Below are 17,575 nucleotides of genomic sequence, written 5' to 3' on the forward strand. Positions count from 1 at the left end.
GTTGTCCGTAGCCGGTCGCGCAGTTCCCCGCGCCCCTGGGTCGGCGGGTCACTCCCCATCGTGAGAAGGAAGCCCCTTTCATGTCTGACAAGTCTGACAAAACTTCTGACAAAACTATCGTCGCCGGAGTTTCCGTCGACACCCGGCACTGGATCGGTGGGCGGCGGGTCGCCTCCGCCGAGACCTTCACGGACGTCTCCCCCATCGACGGGCGCGTCCTCGGCGAGATCGCGCGTGGTGGTACCGCCGAGGTCGAGGCCGCCGTCGCCGCCGCTCGGGAGGCCTTCCCCGCCTGGGCCGCCACCCCCCGCGCCGAACGCGCCCGGATCCTGCACGCCATCGCCGACGGCGTCGAGAAGCGACTCGAAGAGCTGGCGATCGTCGAGACGAACGACAACGGGGCGCTGCTGCGGTCCCACCGGCGGGGTGTCATGCCCCGGGTGGCCCACAACTTCCGGTTCTTCGCCGACTGGCTGCTGACGCTGGAGCACGAGGACTTCGAGACACGCGGGCACACCAATCACGTGAGCTGGGACCCGGCGGGGCCGTGCGTGCTGATCACACCGTGGAACGCGCCGCTGATGCTGGCCACCTGGAAGGTCGCTCCGGCGCTGGCCGCCGGCAACACGGTGATCCTGAAGCCGGCCGAGTGGACCCCGCTGACCGCGTCGCTGCTGGCGGACATCGCCGCCGAGGCGGGGCTGCCCGCCGGGGTGCTCAACGTCGTCCAGGGGTACGGCTCGGAGATCGGCGACGCGCTCACCTCGCACCCGGACGTCCGGCGGATCAGTTTCACCGGCTCGGTGCCGACGGCCCGGCGGATCGCCGCGTCGGCGGCGCCGAACCTCACCCCCCTCAGCCTCGAACTGGGCGGCAAGTCACCGCTGCTGGTGTTCGCGGACGCCGATCTGGACCTGGCGGTGGACCTCGCGGTGGAGCAGTACGACAACGCCGGGCAGGTGTGCCTGGCCGCGACGCGGTTCCTCGTCGAGGAGTCGGTCGCCGAGGAGTTCACCCGGCGGTTCACGGAGAAGGCCGGTGCCCTGCGGCAGGGTGATCCCCGGGACGAGGCCACCGACATCGGGCCCACCATCCATCCCCGCCAGCTGGAGAAGATCGACGGGTTCGTGCGGCGGGCCGTGGCGTCGGGGGCCCGGGTGGTCGTCGGCGGGCATCGCGTGGACGAGCAGTACTACGCGCCCACCCTGCTCACGGAGGTCGCGCAGGACTCGGAGATCGTGCAGGAGGAGGTCTTCGGGCCGGTGCTGACCCTCCAGACCTTCACCGACGAGGACGAGGCCGTACGGCTCGCCGACGACACCCGCTTCGGGCTGGCCGCCACCCTCGCCACCGGTGACCCCGAGCGTGCGGCACGGGTCGCCGAGCGGCTGGTCGCGGGCACGGTGTGGGTGAACTGCTTCTTCGTACGCGATCTGCAGGCGCCCTTCGGCGGCTCCCGTCAGTCCGGGGTCGGCCGCGAGGGCGGAACCTGGAGCTTCGACTTCTACTGCGACCTGAAGAACACCGTGACCGCGCCGAACGGATGGAAGAGCCATGGGTGAGATCGTCGGGGCGGGACTCCTCGCCCACGTCCCCACCATCGTCCTGCCGGAGGCCGACCGGCTGGAGCTGAACGAGGGCAAGGAGATCACCCTCGTCACCGGTCTGCGGGAGCTGCGCCGGGACGTCTTCGACCGTGACGACTACGACACCGTCGTCGTCCTCGACTCGCACTGGGCGACCACCGTCGAGTTCGTGGTCGCCGCGCAAGCGCGCCGGGCCGGTCTCTTCACCTCCGAGGAGCTGCCGCGCGGGATGTGCCGGATGCCCTACGACTTCCCCGGTGACCCCGAACTCGCCCTCAACATCGAGAAGTTCGCGGACAAGCACGGCACCTGGATCACCGCGATCGAGGACGAGTACCTGCCGATCTACTACGCCACGATCAACCTCTGGAAGTTCCTCGGCGAGGGGCTGCCGGACAAGCGGTGGGTGACCATCGGGGTCTGTCAGACCGGGGACATGGAGGACCATCTGCGGCTGGGGCGGGCGCTCGCCGACGGGATCGCCGCCACCCCGGGGCGGCGGGTCCTGGTCATCGCCTCGGGCGCGCTGTCGCACACCTTCTGGCCGCTGCGCGAGCTGCGCGACCACGAGGCCTCCGATCCGGCGCACATCTTCACGCCGGAGGCCCGCGAGGCCGACCACGAGCGGATCGCCTGGTTCAAGGAGGGCCGGCACGACAAGGTCCTCGACACCATGGACGCGTTCTGGAAGTTCAAGCCCGAGGCCAGGTTCTTCCACTACCTGATGATGGCGGGCGCCCTGGGCGAGCGGGCCTGCGTCGCCAGGGCCCGGCAGTACGGGCAGTACGAGAACTCCATCGGCACGGGTCAGGTCCACCTCTGGTTCGACCGCCCCGCGGGCGGCTGGACCGCCTCCTCTCCCCGACTCCCCCAGGAAGGCCTGTCATGACCGAGTACCGCCGCATCCTCCTGGACGGCGCCACCGTCCAGGTCACCGTCGACGGGGACGAGCTCGTCGCCGGGGACGGCCGTCGCGTCAAGATCGAGGAGGCGCATCACCTTCCGCCGGTCGTGCCGTCGAAGGTGGTCGCCGTCCACCTCAACCACCGCAGCCGGGTCGACGAGTTCCGGATCGAACTGCCCGAGACGCCGACCTACTTCCACAAGCCGACCTCCTCCCTCAACGCCCACAAAGGCGCGATCGTCCGCCCCGAGGGCTGCAAGTGGCTCAACTACGAGGGCGAGGTCGCCATCGTCATCGGGAGGACGGCCAGGAACATCTCCCCGGCCGAGGCGGGCGCGTACATCGCCGGCTACACGATCGCCAACGACTACGGCCTGCACGACTTCCGTGACACCGACGCCGGTTCGATGCTGCGGGTGAAGGGGTCCGACACCCTCTGCCCACTCGGCCCGGGCCTGGTCACCGACTGGGACTTCCACGGCAAGCGGCTGCGGACGTACGTCAACGGCGAGGTCGTCCAGGACGGATCGACGGACGAGATGAAGTGGGACATGCACTACCTCGTCGCCGACATCGCCCGCACCATCACGCTGTACCCGGGGGACGTGCTGCTCTCCGGCACCCCGGCCAACTCCCGGCCCGTACAGCCCGGTGATGTCGTCGAGGTGGAGGTGGAGGGCCTCGGACGGCTCACCAACCACGTCGTCACCGGCCCCACCGCCGTACGCGCCGACGTCGGCGCGCAGCCCACCGAGTCCGAGGAGGTCCTGTCCACGGCACTCGGCGGCGACTGGGAGTTCCGTGGCATCCGGCCGCCGCGGCGGTGAGATCGCGGTGGGGTTCCGTGGTGCCCGGCCGCCCCGGCGGTGACGTACCGGGGCGGGGACGGGCGGATGGCGGGCGGGTAGGGTCACGCGCATGACCGACTCCGCCGACGTCCCGAAGAGCCGACGGCCACGCAAGCGCCTGCACTACGGCGAGGGGCGCGAGGCCCTGCTCAACGCCGCCGTGCGCGTGGTGGCGCGGGGCGGGTTGCGCAAGCTCACCTATCGGGCGGTCGCGGAGGAGGCGGGGGTCACCCACGGGCTCGTGGTGCACCACTTCGGCTCGCGTGACGCCCTGATCGAGGAGGCCCTCGCCCACACCATCCGCACCTCTCTCGACACCAGCTCCCTCGAACCGGGCACCGGAAAGGTCACGGACTTCTCCACCGGTCTGTCGGAGATGGTCACGGCCGATCCGGACACCCAGGCGTTCCAGTACGAACTGCTGCTGGAGTCCCGCCGCAGGCCGGAGCTGCTGCCGCAGATCCGTGAGCTCTACGACGAGTACTTCGACGCCGCCCAGCGCGAGCTGGGCCGGATGCTGCCGGCCGGCGCGGACAGGGCGCTGACCCGGCTGGTCTTCGCCGCGCTCGACGGTCTCGTGCTGCACCAGCTGGTCTTCGACGAGCCCGACGTCACGGAGCGGGCCGTGGAAGAGCTGCGTGTCCTCCTGCGGCTGCTCCACGCCGACGGCGAGGGGCGCGAGGACGGCGCGACCGACGCGGCGGCGGGCGAGGCCGGCTCGACGGGCGCGACCGACGCGACGGGCAAGGCCGACGCGGTGGGCGAAGCCGCCCGCACCTAGCTTCCGACCTGCGCTGTCGCGGCCCCGGGCGTCCGACGTCCGGGGCCTTTCGGCGTTCCCGCGCCCGCCTGTCACACCTGCTGTCACACCTGCCGTTACACCTGCCGAAAATCTTCACCACACCCCTTGCCAAACGGATAGTTCGGGCCCACGATGAGGCAACTCGTTTGGGCCTAAACGAATCCATCCTTCCCGTCCCCGACAGGTGATCCGAGTGGACAGTCAGACGGCGGTCGCCCCGCACAGCTCACCAGACCCATCCACCGCAGGCAGGCTCAAGCCCGATTCGCTCGGCGTCCTGGGCATCCTCTTCTTCGTCCTTTCCGCCCAGGCCCCGCTGACCGGCATCGCCGGAGCCGTCCCCATCGCCGTCGTCATCGGCAACGGGGCCGGCGTCCCCGCCGCGTACCTCGCGGCCGGCGTCGTGATCCTGCTGTTCTCCATCGGCTTCGTCGCCATGGGCCGCCACGTCGTGGACGCCGGCGCCTTCTACACGTACATCGGCAAGGGGCTGGGCCGCTCGGCCGGCTCCGGCAGCGCCGGTGTCGCGCTCTTCGCCTACTGCGCCATCCAGGCCGCGATGTACGGCCTGTACGGCGCGACGGTGAGCGGCCTCGTCGAGCACTACACCGGCGCGAGCATCGCGTGGTGGGTCTGGGCGCTGGTCACGATGGTCGTGGTGCAGGTCCTCGGCGCCGCCGGGATCGAGATGGGCGCCAAGGTCCTGGCCGTGTTCGTCCTGGCGGAGTTCAGCATCCTGATCGCCTTCGCCTTCGTGACCTTCTTCAAGGGCGGCGGCCCCGAGGGGCTCGGCCTCGCCGACAGCTTCTCGCCGGACGCGGCGCTCCAGGGCGCCCCCGGTGTGGCGCTGATGTTCGCCGTGGCGTCCATGTTCGGTTTCGAGGCGACCGCCATCTACGGCGAGGAGGCCCGGGAGCCCCGGAGGACCGTCCCCCGCGCCACCTATCTGTCCGTCGCGGTGGTCACCGGTTTCTTCGCCTTCACCTCGTGGATGCTGGTCTCCGCGCACGGCGCCTCCCGGGCCACGGCCGAGGCGGGCAAGGCGCTGGAGGGCGGCGACGCCGCCGGCTGGGTCTTCGCGCCCATCGCGGCGGAGTTCGGCGCCTGGACCGGCGACGTCCTGCCCGTGCTGCTGGCCACCTCGCTGTTCGCCGGCATCCTGGCCTTCCACAACTCCGCCAACCGCTATCTGTTCTCCCTGGGCCGCGAGGGCCTGCTGCCGCGCGGGCTCACCACACTGAACGGACGCCACTCCCCCTGGGCGGCCGGCCTCGTCCAGACCGTGATCGCGGCGGCCCTGGTCCTGCCCTTCGCGCTGCTGGGCAAGGACCCCGTGCTCACGCTGTTCTCCTGGTTCAGCGGGGTGGCCGTCCTGGCGATGATGCTGCTGTACTTCCTGACCTCCGTCTCCGTGGTGGTCTTCTTCCGCCGCTCACGTGCCGACACCCGGCCCTGGAACACCCTGATCGCCCCGGTCCTGGGCGCGCTCGGCATCGCCGGGGCGATCTGGCTGATCATCGAGAACTTCACCACCCTCATCGGCGGCGACCGGACCACCGCCGTGTGGCTGCAACTGACCGTTCCCGCGGTGCTGGTCCTGGGGCTCGTCGTGGCACGGCTGACCCGGGGCGCCCGGACCGTCACGGACTGACCGCCGCCCCCGACGCCCCCGCCCACGCAAGGACAAGAAGAGGAGAGCTGATGCCCGCCCCCGCCCACGACACCCTGCTCCGTCGCGCCGAGGAGCTGGATCCGCCCGACCAGCACCACATCGACGGGGTGGACGAGCCGGGCGGGGGCGCCTCCTTCGCCGTCGTGTCGCCCCGCGACGGGCGGCTCCTGGTCGAGGTCGCCGACGCCGGGAGCGCCGAGGTCGACCTGGCCGTGGCCGCCGCCCGCCGCGCGTTCGACTCCGGCCCGTGGCCCCGTCTCGCCCCCGCCGACCGCGGCCGGATCCTGCTGCGCGTCGCCGAGCTCCTTCAGGAGAAGCGGGAGCAGCTCGCCCTGACCATCACCCTGGAGATGGGCAAGCCGTACACGGAGGCGCACGACATCGAACTGCGCGCGGCGATCAACACCTTCCGCTGGTACGGGCAGCTGGCCGACAAACTCACCGACGAGTCGCCCCACACCTCCCCCGACGCCCTGGCCCTGGTCACCAGGGAACCCGCCGGTGTCGTGGGGGCGGTGGTGCCTTGGAACTTTCCACTCACGCTGGCGAGTTGGAAGGTCGCCCCGGCGCTGGCGGCCGGCTGCACGGTCGTCCTGAAGCCGTCCGAGAACTCCCCGCTGTCCGCCCTGCTCCTCGGCCGGATCGCCACCGAGGCGGGACTGCCGGCGGGTGTCCTCAACGTCGTCACCGGTGACGGGCCCACGGCGGGGCGGGCCATCGGACTCCACCCCGGCGTGGACGTGCTGGCGTTCACCGGGTCCACGGCGGTCGGCCGGCATTTCCTGCGCTACGCCGCCGACTCCAACCTCAAGCGCGTCTGGCTGGAGCTGGGCGGCAAGTCGCCGAACATCATCCTCCCCGACGCCCCCGACCTGGAGAGGGCCGCCGCCACCGCCGCCTGGGGCATCTTCTTCAACCAGGGCGAGATGTGCACCGCGCCCTCCCGGCTCCTGGTGCACTCCTCCGTCGCCGAACGCGTCACCGAGGCGATCGTGGCCCGAGCCCGGGAGCTGCGTGTCGGCGACCCTCTCGACCCGGCCACCGAGATGGGCGCCCTGGTCCGCGAGGCCCACCTCGACCGGGTCCTCGACCACATCGGCACCGGCGTGGACGAAGGCGCGCGACTGCTGGCGGGCGGCGAGCGCACCCTGCACCACACCGGCGGCAGCTATCTGCGGCCCACCGTCTTCGACCGGGTGGAGCCGGGCATGCGGCTGGCCCGCGAGGAGATCTTCGGCCCGGTCCTGTCCGTCCTCACCTTCGACGACCTCGACGAGGCCGTGCGGCTGGCCAACGCCACCGAGTACGGTCTCGCCGCCGGGCTGTGGACCTCCGACCTGTCCACCGCCCACCGGGTCTCGCGTGCGCTGCGGGCCGGCACGGTGTGGGTCAACTGCTACGAGGAGGGCGACCTGACCGTCCCCTTCGGCGGCATGAAGCAGTCGGGCAACGGCCGTGACAAGTCCGCCCACGCCCTGGAGAAGTACACCGAGTTGAAGACCACGTGGATCCAGCTGTGACCCGGCCCCTGATAGCGGTGCCCGCCCGCTTCTCCGCCACGACCTCCGCGCTGCGGTACGCCGCCGAGGTCAACGCGCGCGCGCTGATCGAAGCCGTGTGGCGGGCGGGCGGCGAACCCGCGAGCATCCACCCGGCCGACAGCGATGTCGCCGCGCGTCTCGCCCGCTTCGACGGGATCCTCCTCCCCGGTGGCGGCGACCTCGCACCGCACCGCTACGGCGCCACCGACACCCACGCCGCCGTGTACGACGTGGACGAGACGCAGGACGCCTTCGATCTCGACGTCGCCCGTGCCGCGCTGGACCTGGGCATCCCCCTCCTGGCGATCTGCCGGGGCCTGCAGGTGGTCGACGTCGCCCTCGGCGGCACCCTGGAGCAGGACATGGGCGGACCCGGCCGCGAGCACCGCCATCTCGTGCACCCGGTGGAACTCCGGTCCGGAACCGCGGTGGAGCGGGCCACCGGCGCGCAGAAGGTGGAGGTGTCCTGCTACCACCACCAGCGGGTGGACCGGCTGGGCGAAGGGCTGGAGGTCACCGCCCGCGCCGCCGACGGCACGGTGGAAGGGCTCGAACTCCCGGGCTCGCCCGGCTGGTTCACCGCCGTCCAGTGGCACCCCGAGGACACCGCCCACGAGGACCCCGCGCAGCAGGGCCTGTTCGACGCCCTCGTACGGGCCGCCGGGGACCGGCGCTGACACCCCCGCGCGGGAGGTGCGGGGAGGTGGATCGCCCCGCACCCCCGCCCGTCGTCAGCTGTCGCCGCCCTCCAGGTCGCCCTCGGTCTCCAGGTACACCTGACGCAGCCCCTCCAGCACCGCCGGGTCGGGCTTCTCCCACATCCCGCGCGACTCCGCCTCCAGCAGCCGTTCGGCGATGCCGTGCAGGGCCCAGGGGTTGGCCTGCTGGAGGAACGCGCGGTTGGTCTCGTCCAGGACGTAGGTCTCGGTGAGCTTGTCGTACATCCAGTCGGCGATCACACCGGTGGTGGCGTCGTAGCCGAACAGGTAGTCGACGGTGGCGGCGAGTTCGAAGGCACCCTTGTAGCCGTGGCGGCGCATCGCCTCGATCCACTTGGGGTTGACGACGCGGGCCCGGAAGACCCTCGACGTCTCCTCGACGAGGGTCCGGGTGCGGACCGTCTCGGGCCGGGTGGAGTCGCCGATGTACGCCTCGGGGGCCGTGCCGCGCAGCGCGCGGACGGTGGCCACCATGCCTCCGTGGTACTGGAAGTAGTCGTCGGAGTCGGCGATGTCGTGCTCGCGGGTGTCCGTGTTCTTCGCGGCCACCTCGATCCGCTTGTACGCCGTCTCCATCTCCTCACGGGCGGGACGGCCGTCCAGCTGCCGGCCGTAGGCGTAGCCGCCCCACACCGTGTAGACCTCGGCGAGGTCGGCGTCGGTGCGCCAGTCCCGGGAGTCGATCAGCTGCAGCAGTCCGGCGCCGTACGTGCCGGGGCGGGAGCCGAAGATCCGGGTGGTGGCCCGGCGTTCGTCGCCGTGGTCCGCGAGGTCGGCCTGGACGTGGGCGCGCACGTGGTTGGCCTCGGCCGGCTCGTCCAGCGACGCGGCCAGGCGTACGGCGTCGTCCAGCAGCCCGATGGTGTGCGGGAAGGCGTCCCGGAAGAAACCCGAGATGCGCAGGGTGACGTCGATGCGCGGGCGGCCCAGCTCCTCGTACGGGATGGCCTCCAGACCGGTCACCCGGCGCGAGGCGTCGTCCCAGACCGGGCGGACGCCGAGCAGGGCCAGGGCCTCGGCCACGTCGTCGCCGGCCGTCCGCATGGCGCTGGTGCCCCACAGGGAGAGGCCGACGGAGGTGGGCCATTCGCCGTTGTCGGCGCGGTAGCGCTCCAGCAGGGAGTCGGCGAGGGCCTGACCGGTCTCCCAGGCGAGGCGGGAGGGGACGGCCTTGGGGTCGACGGAGTAGAAGTTCCGGCCGGTCGGCAGGACGTTGACCAGGCCGCGGAGCGGGGACCCCGAGGGGCCCGCCGGGACGAAGCCGCCGTTCAGGGCGTGGACGGTGTGGTCGAGTTCGGCCGTGGTCGCCGCGAGCCGGGGCACGACCTCGCGGGCGGCGAACTCCAGGACGGGGGCGGCCTGTTCGCCGTGGGCGGCGGAGACGGTCGCCGCCACGACCGTGGGCACGGCCGCCGGGTCCCAGCCCGCGTCCTCCATCGCCTGGACCAGCGCGCGGGCCTTCTCCTCGGCCTCGTCGGCGGTGGTGCGGGTGGCGGCGGACTCGTCGAGACCGAGGGCCTCGCGCAGGCCGGGCAGGGCGGTCGTGCCGCCCCAGATCTGGCGGGCGCGCAGGACGGCGAGGACCAGGTTGACGTGGTCGGCGCCGGTCGGCGGGGTGCCGAGGACGTGCAGACCGTCGCGGATCTGGGCGTCCTTGACCTCGCAGAGCCAGCCGTCGACGTGCAGCAGGAAGTCGTCGAAGCCGTCGTCCTCCGGGCGGTCCGCCAGGCCCAGGTCGTGGTCCAGCTTGGCGGCCTGGATGAGGGTCCAGATCTGGGCGCGGATCGCGGGGAGCTTCGCCGGGTCCATGGAGGAGATCTGGGCGTACTCGTCGAGGAGTTGCTCCAGGCGCGCGATGTCGCCGTAGGAGTCGGCGCGGGCCATCGGCGGCACGAGGTGGTCGACGAGGGTGGCGTGCACGCGGCGCTTGGCCTGGGTGCCCTCGCCCGGGTCGTTGACCAGGAACGGGTAGACCAGCGGGAGGTCGCCGAGGGCGGCGTCGGGGCCGCAGGCGGCGGACAGGCCCGCGTTCTTGCCGGGCAGCCATTCCAGGTTGCCGTGCTTGCCGAGGTGGATCATCGCGTCGGCGCCGAACCCGCCGTCGTCGGCGCGGGCGGCGATCCAGCGGTAGGCGGCCAGGTAGTGGTGGGAGGGCGGGAGGTCCGGGTCGTGGTAGATCGCGATCGGGTTCTCGCCGAAGCCGCGCGGCGGCTGGATGAGGATCAGCAGATTGCCGAAGCGCAGGGCCGCGAGGACGATGTCGCCCTCGGGGTTGGCGCTGCGGTCGACGAACATCTCGCCGGGCGCCGGTCCCCAGTGCTCCTCGACGGCCGAGCGCAGTTCCTCGGGGAGTTCGGCGAACCAGCGGCGGTAGTCGGCGGCCGGGATCCGGACAGGGTTGCGGGCCAGCTGCTCGTCGGTGAGCCAGTCCTGGTCGTGGCCGCCCGCCTCGATCAGCGCGCGGATCAGCTCGTCGCCGTCGCCGGAGGCCAGGCCCGGCACCTCGGCTTCCGTCCCGAAGTCGTAGCCCTCCTCGCGCAGGCGCCGCAGCAGGGCGACCGCGCTGGCGGGGGTGTCCAGGCCGACCGCGTTGCCGATGCGGGAGTGCTTGGTCGGGTAGGCGGAGAGGACGAGCGCGAGGCGCTTGTCGGCGTTGGCGATGTGGCGAAGTCGTGCGTGGCGTACGGCGATCCCGGCGACGCGGGCGGCGCGCTCGGGGTCGGCGACATAGGCCGGGAGGCCGTCCTCGTCGATCTCCTTGAAGGAGAACGGGACGGTGATCAGCCGGCCGTCGAACTCGGGGACGGCGATCTGGCTGGCCGCGTCGAGCGGGGAGACGCCCTCGTCGTTCTCCTCCCAGGCCGCGCGTGATCCGGTCAGGCACAGGGCCTGGAGGATCGGCACGTCGAGGCCGGTCAGGGCGCCCGCGTCCCAGGACTCGTCGTCGCCGCCGGCCGAGGCCTCGGCGGGCTTGGTGCCGCCGGCTGCGAGGACGGTGGTGACGACCGCGTCGGCGGCGCGCAGTTCCTCGATCAGCTCGGGCTCGGGGGCCCGCAGCGAGGCCACGTAGAGCGGGAGCGCGCGGGCACCCTGGTCCTCGATCGCCCCGCACAGGGCGTCCACGAAGGCGGTGTTGCCGCTCATGTGGTGGGCCCGGTAGTAGAGCACGGCGACGGTGGGCCCGTCGGTGTTCCTGGCCTCCCGGGACAGCGGTCCCCAGGCGGGCGCGGCCGCCGGCGCGTCGAAGCCGTGGCCGGTGAGCAGGACGGTGTCGGAGAGGAAACGGGCCAGCTGCTCCAGGTTGGCCGGGCCGCCGTGCGCGAGATAGGCGTGGGCCTCGGCGGCGATGCCGATCGGGACGGTGGAGGCGGCCATCAGCTGGGCGTCGGGCGCCTGTTCACCGGTGAGGACGACGACCGGGCGGCCGTCGGCGAGCAGCAGGTCGAGGCCGTCCTGCCAGGCCCGGATGCCGCCGAGGAGGCGTACGACGACCAGGTCGGTGCCGTCGAGGAGGGCCGGGAGGTCGTCCAGCGCGAGGCGGGAGGGGTTGGCGAAGCGGTAGGGGACCGGGCCGGCGGCCGCGCGGGCGCTGAGCAGGTCGGTGTCGGAGGTCGACAGGAGCAGGATGCGGGGCTGCGTCGAGCGCTCCCCGGACGATGGCTGCATGCGGCTGCTGGCCTTCCTCGGGGTCCGCGCCCCGGGCGGTGTCGGATCGGAGTCTCCCCTGCTCGGGCGGGCCGAGTGGTACGGGGAAGGGAGTTCCTGACTCGCCCGACCCTCCTGGGACGGGCTCACAGTGGCGGGACCGCGCCGGACTCACACCGGGCTTCCTCCCCTGTCGCCGTGGTGGCGTCGATGGACCGGATGATCCACCGAGCAGCATAGTAAGGGTCGCCTCAAAAGGGCGGAGGATACGTCCGTTGTGCCGGTGGGTATGCTCGCCGCCATGTCCACGCCTCCCCTGCGTTCATCGTCCCAGGCCACAGCGGTCACACGGGACCGTGGCGACGCCTGCCCGGGGGCGCTGCGGCTGCATGCGGCGGACGACGGGGCGCTGGCGCGGGTCCGGGTGCCCGGTGGTGTGCTGACCGTCCGCCAGGCCGAGGCGCTCGCGGAGGCGGCGCGGCGGCTCGGCGATGGTGATCTTCACCTCACTTCCCGCGGCAATGTCCAACTGCGCGGACTGGCCGACGGCTGCGGGGGCGAGCTGGCCGAGTCGCTGGACGCGGCGGGGCTGTTGCCGTCCGCCGGGCACGAGCGGGTGCGCAACATCGTGGCCTCGCCCCTGTCCGGTCTCGACGACCGCGGTCTGCGCGACGTGCGGCCCTGGCTGTCCGCCCTGGACACCGCGCTGTGCGCGAGCGAGGCGGCGCGGCGGTTGTCGGGCCGGTTCCTGTTCGCGCTCGACGACGGGCGGGGGGACGTGGCCGCGCTGGACGCCGATGTGACCGTCCGGGCGGCCGGGGGCGACAGAGCTCTGCTGAGTCTGGGGACGGCCCGCGAGAGCCTGTCGGTCCCGGGTGAGGACGCGGCCCGGGCCGCACTGACCGCCGCCGAGACGTTCCTGGAGGCGGCGCGGGAGAGCGGGGCACGGGTCTGGCGCGTGACCGAACTCCCCTTCCAGGACGAGCTGATCGGCACGGTCCGGGACCGACTTGCGGCCGTCGGCGTCGACGCCGCGATCCGGGTTCGTCCCGAGAGCGCGGCGGCCACGGCCGGAGCCGACGGCCCACCCCCCGGAGCCGTCGGCGACGCCCTGTCCGTACATGCGCCCCTCGGTCGTCTCACCCCCCTGCAGTGGCGGGAGTTGACGGCCCTCGCGTCGGCGACACCGTGCCGTGAACTGCGGCTGACCCCTTGGCGCGGGGTCGTCGTCCCCGCACCGGGCCTGCGCGGGGAGCAGGTGACCGACGCGCTCGCCCGGCTCTCGGTGACCGGTCTCGTCACCGATCCCGCCTCCCCCTGGCCGCGCGTCGGCGCCTGTATCGGACGGCCCGGCTGCGCGAAGTCCCTGGCGGACGTACGGGCGGACGCGACCGAGAGCCTGGAGGCGGCGGGCCGCGCGGGGCTCCCGCTGTACTGGTCCGGCTGCGAGCGCCGCTGCGGCCACCCCCGGGGCGAACGGATCGACGTGGTGGCGGTGGGGAGCGGCGGCTACGAGCTCTCCCGTACCGCCCCCGGCCGAGAACCCCGCACCGCGCCCATGGCGGACCCCTCCCGACTCGCCGCCGCCCTGGGGGAGATCACCCCATGAAGGCCGAGAACACACACGACGTGGACCCGAGAACGCGCACGACCCGCACGAACGACCCCCGTACGACGACCGAGAGCAGCGAGAAGACCACCGTGACCACCTACGACTACGAGAAGGACGGCCCGGCGATCTACCGGCAGTCCTTCGCCACCATCCGCGCGGAGGCGGACCTCGCGGCCCTGCCCGCCGATGTCAGCCAGGTCGCGGTCCGGATGATCCACGCCTGCGGAATGGTGGACCTGGTACGGGACTTGACGTACACCCCCGGCGTCGTGGCCCGCGCCCGGGAGGCCCTGCGTGCCGGGGCGCCCATCTTCACCGACGTCAGGATGGTGGCCAGCGGGGTGACCCGCAAGCGGCTGCCCGCCGACAACGACGTGCTGTGCACGCTCTCCGACCCGGCCGTCCCCGCGCTGGCGGCGAAGCTGGGCACCACGCGCAGCGCCGCCGCGCTGGAGCTGTGGCGGGACCGTCTGGAGGGGTCGGTCGTGGCCGTGGGCAACGCGCCCACCGCGCTCTTCCGGCTGCTGGAGATGATCGACGAGGGCGCGCCCCGGCCCGCCGCCGTCATCGGGGTGCCGGTCGGGTTCGTCGGCGCCGCCGAGTCCAAGGACGCGCTGGCGGAGCATCCGTCGGGCCTGGAGCACCTCGTCGTACGCGGCCGTCGCGGCGGGAGCGCCATCGCCGCCGCCGCGCTCAACGCGATCGCGAGTGAGGAAGAGTGAGCGGCAAGCTGTACGGGGTGGGGCTCGGCCCCGGTGACCCGTCCCTGATGACCGTCCGGGCCGTCGAGGTGATCTCCGAGGCGGACGTGATCGCGTACCACAGCGCCCGGCACGGCCGTTCCATCGCCCGCTCGATCGCGGCGAAGCACCTGCGCGCCGACCACATCGAGGAGCGGCTGGTCTATCCGTTGACGACGGAGACCACCGACCATCCGGGCGGCTACAAGGGCGCGATGGAGGAGTTCTACGCGGAGGCGTCGGCCCGGCTGGCCGCGCACCTGGACGCGGGGCGCACGGTCGCGGTCCTCGCGGAGGGCGACCCGATGTTCTACGGCTCCTACATGCACATGCACAAGCGGCTGGTCGACCGCTACGACACCGAGGTCATCCCCGGTGTCACGTCCGTGTCGGCCGCCGCGGCCCGGCTCGGCACGCCGCTCGCCGAGGGCGAGGAGGTGCTGACGATCCTGCCGGGCACCCTGCCGGAGGAGGAGCTGACCGCGCGGCTCGCCGCGACGGACGTGGCCGTGGTGATGAAGCTGGGGCGGACCTTCACCAAGGTGCGCGGCGCGCTGGAGAGTTCGGGGCGGCTTAGCGAGGCCCGCTATGTGGAGCGGGCCACCATGGCCGGGGAGCGGCTCGCCGAACTGGCGGACGTGGACCCGGAGTCGGTGCCGTACTTCTCGGTGGCCGTGCTGCCCAGCCAGGTCGACGTCGAACGGCCCGAGGCCCGGGAGCGGGGCGAGGTCGTGGTGGTCGGGACCGGGCCCGCCGGTCCGCTGTGGCTGACGCCCGAGACGCGGGGCGCGCTCGCCGCCGCCGACGACCTGGTCGGGTACACCACCTACCTGGACCGGGTGCCGCGCCGCGCGGGTCAGGTGCGGCACGGCTCGGACAACCGGGTCGAGTCGGAGCGTGCCGAGTTCGCCCTCGACCTGGCCCGGCGCGGGCGGCGGGTCGCGGTCGTCTCCGGGGGTGACCCGGGGGTCTTCGCCATGGCGACGGCCGTGCTGGAGGTCGCCTCGCAGGAGGAGTACGCCGACGTGCCCGTGCGGGTGCTGCCGGGGGTGACCGCCGCCAACGCGGCCGCCGCCCGCGTCGGCGCCCCGCTCGGCCACGACTACGCCACGATCTCCCTGTCCGACCGGCTCAAGCCGTGGGAGGTCATCGCCGAGCGGTTGCGCGCGGCGGCCTCGGCGGATCTGGTGCTCGCCCTCTACAACCCCGGTTCGCACAGCCGCACCTGGCAGGTGGGCAAGGCGCGCGAGCTGCTGCTGGAGCACCGGGCGCCGGACACCCCGGTCGTGGTCGCGCGGGACGTGGGCGGCTCCGGCGAGCGGGTGCGGATCGTACGGCTGGCCGAGCTGGACCCGGCCGAGGTCGACATGCGCACGATCCTGCTGGTCGGTTCCTCGCAGACCCGGGCGGTCCGGCGCGGGGAGGGTGAGGAGATCGTCTGGACGCCTCGCCGGTATCCGGAGCGGTGAGCGGGTGCGGCGCGAGCGCCGCACCCGGCCCACCGTCGTCGGCCGCCGCGGGCGCGCGTACCACGTGGCCGCGTCCGGCCCCGGGGTTCAGCGCGTGGTGCCCGAGCGCTCCCGCACCCAGTGGGCCGCCGCCTCCGGGTCCGTGACCACGGGCACGTCCTCGGGCACGGGCGGCCTGCGCACCACGACGACGGGCAGGCCCGCCTCCCTCGCGGCGGTCAGCTTCGGCGCGGTCGCCGCTCCCCCGCTGTCCTTCGTGACGACGACGTCGACGCGGTGGCGGCTCAGCAGGTCCCGCTCGCCGTCGAGGGTGAACGGGCCCCGGTCGAGCAGCACCTCCGTGCGGGCCGGGAGCGGTGCCTCGGGGGCGTCGACGGACCGTACGAGGAACCACAGGTCGTCCAGGGCGGCGAACGCGGCCAGACCCATGCGCCCGGTGGTGAGGAACACCCTCCGACCGAGCGTGGGCAGCAGCCGCGCGGCCTGCGTCAGCGAGCCGACGTCGTGCCAGTCGTCACCGGCGACCGGTACCCAGCCGGGCCGGCGCAGCGCGAGCAGGGGAACATGGGTCATGGCGGCCGCTCGTGCCGCGTGGAAACTCATGGTCCCGGCGAAAGGATGGGTGGCGTCGATGAACGCGTCCACCCCGTGCTCGCGCAGCCAGGCCGCCAGCCCCTCGGCCCCGCCGAAGCCGCCGACGCGGACCTCGCCCGGGGGCAGCCGGGGACGGGCGACCCGTCCGGCGAGGGAGCTGGTCGGCCGGACGCCCGGGGTGGCGTGCAGCAGTTCGGCCAGACGGCGGGCCTCCGTGGTTCCGCCGAGTATCAGTACGTGCATGGGAGTCCGGGTCCGTTCATGAGCGGTGACGAAGTACGGGGTGCCGGTGGTGGGACCGGCGACGGGGCGCGGGGCGGTCGCGCGGCCCAACTCAAGCACACCGGTCTGCGGCACGGCTGGACGACCGGTGCCTGTGCGACGGCCGCCACGACGGCCGCGTACACCGCGCTGCTGACCGGCGACTTCCCGGACCCGGTGACCATCACGCTGCCGAAGGGCCAGACCCCGGCGTTCGCGCTCGCGGCCGAGGAGCTGACCGGCGACAGCGCGATGGCGGGGATCGTGAAGGACGCGGGCGACGACCCGGACGTCACGCACGGCGCGCTGGTCCGGGCCACGGTGCGGCTGCTGCCCGCCGGGTCCGGGGTGGTCTTCCGGGCGGGCCCCGGGGTCGGCACGATCACCCGTCCGGGCCTGCCCCTGGCCGTCGGGGAACCGGCCGTGAACCCGGTTCCCCGGCAGATGATGCGGGACCACGTCGCCGAGGTCGCGGCCCGGCACGGTGGCACCGGCGATGTCGAGATCACCGTCTCCGTGGATCACGGCGAGGAGATCGCCCGGTCCACCTGGAACCCCCGTCTCGGCATCCTCGGCGGCCTGTCCATCCTCGGCACCACCGGGATCGTCGTCCCGTACTCGTGCTCGGCGTGGATCGACTCCATCCGGCGGGGCGTGGACGTGGCGCGGGCGGCCGGGCGCACGCACGTCGCCGGGTGCACGGGGTCCACCTCGGAGAGGACGGTCGTCGCGGAGTACGCGCTGCCCGAGGACGCGCTGCTCGACATGGGCGACTTCGCGGGCGCGGTCCTCAAGTACGTGCGCCGCCACCCCGTGGACCGGCTGACCATCTGCGGCGGCTTCGCCAAGCTCTCCAAACTCGCCGCCGGCCATCTCGACCTGCACTCCGCCCGCTCCCAGGTCGACAAGGGCTTCCTCGCGGACCTCGCCCGGCGCGGCGGCGCGGACGAGGCCCTCGCCACGGAGGTGGCGCAGGCCAACACCGGGCTCGCCGCGCTCCAGTTGTGCGCGGCGGCGGGGGTGCCGCTCGGCGACCTGGTCGCCACGGCCGCCCGCGACGAGGCCCTGTCCGTCCTGCGGGGCGCGCCGGTCGCGGTCGACGTCATCTGCGTCGACCGCGCGGGCACGGTCGTGGGCCGCAGCGCTGTGCGCTGATCTCTCAGAGGCGCGGGGAACTGCGCG

General features: G+C 73.1%; 13 protein-coding genes and 1 riboswitch. Of the genes, 11 read left to right on the plus strand and 2 right to left on the minus strand.

The genetic code is table 11. The features are described 5' to 3' along the window. The first annotated feature begins 80 nt into the window (after positions 1-80). From K1J60_RS02955 to K1J60_RS02985, 7 genes are all read left to right on the plus strand, one after another. Complete coding sequence (locus tag K1J60_RS02955; protein ID WP_220644770.1) at positions 81-1,562, plus strand: aldehyde dehydrogenase; 1,482 nt, start codon at positions 81-83, stop codon at positions 1,560-1,562. Continuing rightward, entirely contained in the window at positions 1,555-2,475 is a 921-nt protein-coding gene (locus K1J60_RS02960; protein ID WP_220644771.1) for a 3,4-dihydroxyphenylacetate 2,3-dioxygenase, read from the plus strand. Before K1J60_RS02955 ends, K1J60_RS02960 begins: the two co-directional genes overlap by 8 nt. Further along, a complete protein-coding gene (locus K1J60_RS02965) occupies positions 2,472-3,317 on the plus strand; it encodes a fumarylacetoacetate hydrolase family protein (protein ID WP_220644772.1) in 846 nt (281 codons plus the stop codon). Before K1J60_RS02960 ends, K1J60_RS02965 begins: the two co-directional genes overlap by 4 nt. A 91-nt stretch (positions 3,318-3,408) precedes the next feature. Continuing rightward, positions 3,409-4,119 carry a TetR/AcrR family transcriptional regulator gene (locus tag K1J60_RS02970; protein WP_259407527.1) on the plus strand — a complete coding sequence of 237 codons (711 nt, stop codon included), beginning with the start codon at positions 3,409-3,411 and terminating at the stop codon, positions 4,117-4,119. Between the two features lie 214 nt (positions 4,120-4,333). After that, complete coding sequence (locus tag K1J60_RS02975; protein WP_220644773.1) at positions 4,334-5,791, plus strand: APC family permease; 1,458 nt, start codon at positions 4,334-4,336, stop codon at positions 5,789-5,791. Between the two features lie 50 nt (positions 5,792-5,841). Continuing rightward, positions 5,842-7,332, plus strand: a complete 1,491-nt coding sequence (locus K1J60_RS02980) for an aldehyde dehydrogenase (protein WP_220644774.1) — start codon at positions 5,842-5,844, stop codon at positions 7,330-7,332. Then, positions 7,329-8,030 carry a gamma-glutamyl-gamma-aminobutyrate hydrolase family protein gene (locus tag K1J60_RS02985; protein WP_220644775.1) on the plus strand — a complete coding sequence of 234 codons (702 nt, stop codon included), beginning with the start codon at positions 7,329-7,331 and terminating at the stop codon, positions 8,028-8,030. Before K1J60_RS02980 ends, K1J60_RS02985 begins: the two co-directional genes overlap by 4 nt. A gap of 54 nt (positions 8,031-8,084) precedes the next feature. Here the strand turns inward: K1J60_RS02985 and cobN are convergent, their stop codons facing one another. Beyond that, a complete protein-coding gene (gene cobN / locus K1J60_RS02990) occupies positions 8,085-11,738 on the minus strand; it encodes a cobaltochelatase subunit CobN (RefSeq protein WP_220644776.1) in 3,654 nt (1,217 codons plus the stop codon). Between the two features lie 71 nt (positions 11,739-11,809). After that, a riboswitch (cobalamin riboswitch) is annotated at positions 11,810-11,941 on the minus strand. Positions 11,942-12,006: 65 nt separating this feature from the next. Here cobN and cobG point away from each other — a divergent pair. The 3 genes from cobG (at position 12,007) to K1J60_RS03005 (ending at position 15,538) form a co-directional block, all read left to right on the plus strand. Beyond that, positions 12,007-13,326, plus strand: a complete 1,320-nt coding sequence (cobG, locus tag K1J60_RS02995) for a precorrin-3B synthase (RefSeq protein WP_220651243.1) — start codon at positions 12,007-12,009, stop codon at positions 13,324-13,326. A gap of 92 nt (positions 13,327-13,418) precedes the next feature. Further along, positions 13,419-14,051 (plus strand): precorrin-8X methylmutase, encoded by a 633-nt coding sequence (locus K1J60_RS03000; RefSeq protein WP_033528817.1) that lies wholly within the window; start codon positions 13,419-13,421, stop codon positions 14,049-14,051. After that, positions 14,048-15,538 carry a precorrin-2 C(20)-methyltransferase gene (locus tag K1J60_RS03005; RefSeq protein WP_220644777.1) on the plus strand — a complete coding sequence of 497 codons (1,491 nt, stop codon included), beginning with the start codon at positions 14,048-14,050 and terminating at the stop codon, positions 15,536-15,538. The genes K1J60_RS03000 and K1J60_RS03005 overlap by 4 nt, the downstream gene beginning before the upstream one ends. Before the next feature lie 87 nt (positions 15,539-15,625). Here K1J60_RS03005 and K1J60_RS03010 read toward each other — a convergent pair whose 3' ends face one another. After that, a complete protein-coding gene (locus K1J60_RS03010; protein ID WP_220644778.1) occupies positions 15,626-16,375 on the minus strand; it encodes a cobalt-precorrin-6A reductase in 750 nt (249 codons plus the stop codon). Between the two features lie 18 nt (positions 16,376-16,393). Between K1J60_RS03010 and K1J60_RS03015 the strand changes: the two genes are divergently transcribed. Continuing rightward, a complete protein-coding gene (locus K1J60_RS03015; protein ID WP_220644779.1) occupies positions 16,394-17,548 on the plus strand; it encodes a cobalt-precorrin-5B (C(1))-methyltransferase in 1,155 nt (384 codons plus the stop codon). The last annotated feature ends 27 nt before the right edge of the window (positions 17,549-17,575 follow it).

Origin of the sequence: Streptomyces akebiae (assembly GCF_019599145.1) — a bacterium.
Classification (GTDB): Bacteria; Actinomycetota; Actinomycetes; order Streptomycetales; family Streptomycetaceae; genus Streptomyces; species Streptomyces akebiae.

Coding starts and splice junctions, on each gene's coding strand:
- K1J60_RS02955 (WP_220644770.1), top strand. CDS start 81: ATGTCTGACAAGTCTGACAAAACTTCTGACAAAACTATCGTCGCCGGA.
- K1J60_RS02960 (WP_220644771.1), top strand. CDS start 1,555: ATGGGTGAGATCGTCGGGGCGGGACTCCTCGCCCACGTCCCCACCATC.
- K1J60_RS02965 (WP_220644772.1), top strand. CDS start 2,472: ATGACCGAGTACCGCCGCATCCTCCTGGACGGCGCCACCGTCCAGGTC.
- K1J60_RS02970 (WP_259407527.1), top strand. CDS start 3,409: ATGACCGACTCCGCCGACGTCCCGAAGAGCCGACGGCCACGCAAGCGC.
- K1J60_RS02980 (WP_220644774.1), top strand. CDS start 5,842: ATGCCCGCCCCCGCCCACGACACCCTGCTCCGTCGCGCCGAGGAGCTG.
- cobN (WP_220644776.1), bottom strand. CDS start 11,738: ATGCAGCCATCGTCCGGGGAGCGCTCGACGCAGCCCCGCATCCTGCTC.
- cobG (WP_220651243.1), top strand. CDS start 12,007: ATGCTCGCCGCCATGTCCACGCCTCCCCTGCGTTCATCGTCCCAGGCC.
- K1J60_RS03010 (WP_220644778.1), bottom strand. CDS start 16,375: ATGCACGTACTGATACTCGGCGGAACCACGGAGGCCCGCCGTCTGGCC.
- K1J60_RS03015 (WP_220644779.1), top strand. CDS start 16,394: ATGAGCGGTGACGAAGTACGGGGTGCCGGTGGTGGGACCGGCGACGGG.